Source organism: Alteromonas sp. KUL106 (assembly GCF_009811415.1).
Lineage (GTDB): Bacteria > Pseudomonadota > Gammaproteobacteria > Enterobacterales > Alteromonadaceae > Alteromonas.
Genome location: NZ_BLIG01000099.1, coordinates 1 through 412 on the forward strand (window position 1 = coordinate 1; position 412 = coordinate 412).

Below are 412 nucleotides of genomic sequence, written 5' to 3' on the forward strand. Positions count from 1 at the left end.
GTTAGGTGCTACAAGGAAATACGACATGCCATACAAAGTTAAGCACTACGCTCAACCTGTCAACCTAGGTTACTCGGTAAGTTGGGAAGCTGTCGCAATCGAGCTTTTCATTGGAGGTATCTGTTCTGTTATGGCATATTTCGGATGGACAACGGGCGTCATTCTTATGGCTGCACCATGCGCCTTTGTTGCATTTTCATGTTATATATTGGTCATCGCACAAATAGTTCTTTATCTTAGAGAAAAACAACAGAGCAAGGCCCCAAAATAGGACGGCTGCTCTTATGGCACAATCTAGGTTATTTAAGAACGCACCTAACAAAAAAATTAAGTCGTTCCCGTTGGTCACTGGGACGCATACACGTGGGCTGCTTCGCATTATAGCCCACATGTATGCGCCCCTTATTTAAAA

Annotated in this window: 1 protein-coding gene; it reads left to right on the plus strand. The window is 43.7% G+C overall.

Annotation, left to right across the window (positions count from 1 at the left end):
• Positions 1-271, plus strand: a 271-nt coding sequence (locus GVO63_RS19400) for a hypothetical protein (protein ID WP_236552233.1), incomplete at its 5' end; no start/stop codon positions are given.
• Positions 272-412 lie beyond the last annotated feature (141 nt).